Here is a 1,049-nt window from a genome sequence, read left to right as displayed (position 1 = left end):
GTTGAGCGCTTGACCGTGCGACCTGCTGACAACCAGCCTGTTCCTCGGCAACGCGACATAGGGGACATGCTGGCGGCGACAAAGGTCGCGGATGGCCTCCCTTGCCTCGTCCTTCTTGCTGTTGTCGAAGACGATGTAGCTGTCATGCTCGGCCAGGTATCGGCGTACCAGGTGGATCTGCCATTCGATCACGTCGGGCCGGTTGAAGGCCACGCTAGCGATGATCGCATCGCGGAAAGCCTGCTCTCGCCCCTGCAATTCGCTGACCGGCGCGGATGTCCTCAGGAAGCAAAATACCCGCCAATGATAGCGTAACAGTGCCTCGCGCCTTGGCGGCCTGTTCAGCCTCTCCCATTCCGCAACGGTAATCCTGGGCTGATCGACGTCTCCCGGAGCGTCAGAAGCCACCATGTCGCGCTCCCGCATCCACCGATCGACGGTTCAGTTCTGCTGGATCGATATGCCCTTGTCGTCGATCTTGAGCTCGACGCCCTTGGGTTTGGTCTGCTCGCGATAGACATAGATACCGAGCGCGATAACCACGACGACGAGCGCGCCAATGACGAGATAGAGCGTATTCTGTTTCATGGCGCGCTCTTTGCGTTGTCGAGCCTCAGGCTCGTTTCAGGACCTTGACCAGCACCAGCAGGATGATGGCGCCGATGGTAGCATGGATGATCGAGGCGAGAATGCCGCCGCCGATGGAGAAGCCGATCCGTGGAAACAGCCAGCCGGCAATGAACGCGCCGACGATGCCGACGATAATGTTGCCGATCAGACCGAAGCCGAAGCCGGAAACGATAAGACCGGCAAGCCAACCGGCGATGGCACCGATGATGATGAAGACGAGCAGGCTTTCGACACCCATAGCGATTTCCTCCGAGCAAGAGGGCGACGGCGGAACGGAAAGCTCCGAATCGGCCTCGATATCAACAGCTTCAAGCTATTCGAAAGCGGCCGGCCTCGCCAGCGGCGCGCTCACTAATGCATGTCGCGCAAAAGTGGCCCCGGTTTTGCGAGAACGACATGCATAAAGCAAAGACCTAAAG

Annotated in this window: 2 protein-coding genes and 1 pseudogene; all 3 read right to left on the bottom strand. The window is 59.1% G+C overall.

Translation table 11 applies throughout. From position 1 onward, the window contains the following. A pseudogene (locus tag EN935_RS37465) lies at positions 1-411 on the bottom strand (hypothetical protein); the annotation flags it as partial. A gap of 30 nt (positions 412-441) precedes the next feature. Then, positions 442-588 (bottom strand): hypothetical protein, encoded by a 147-nt coding sequence (locus tag EN935_RS37460; RefSeq protein ID WP_013529552.1) that lies wholly within the window; start codon positions 586-588, stop codon positions 442-444. A 25-nt stretch (positions 589-613) separates the two neighbouring features. After that, the gene (locus tag EN935_RS37455) at positions 614-868 is read right to left on the bottom strand and encodes a GlsB/YeaQ/YmgE family stress response membrane protein (protein ID WP_056594910.1); all 255 of its coding nucleotides are present in this window, start codon (positions 866-868) and stop codon (positions 614-616) included. Positions 869-1,049 lie beyond the last annotated feature (181 nt).

Origin of the sequence: Mesorhizobium sp. M7D.F.Ca.US.004.03.1.1 (assembly GCF_003998635.1) — a bacterium.
Taxonomy (GTDB): domain Bacteria; phylum Pseudomonadota; class Alphaproteobacteria; order Rhizobiales; family Rhizobiaceae; genus Mesorhizobium; species Mesorhizobium loti.
This window is presented reverse-complemented; position numbering and strand designations above follow the sequence as displayed.

Excerpts from the sequence above, each read along its gene's own strand:
- EN935_RS37460 (WP_013529552.1), bottom strand. The coding sequence starts at position 588 with ATGAAACAGAATACGCTCTATCTCGTCATTGGCGCGCTCGTCGTCGTG.
- EN935_RS37455 (WP_056594910.1), bottom strand. The coding sequence starts at position 868 with ATGGGTGTCGAAAGCCTGCTCGTCTTCATCATCATCGGTGCCATCGCC.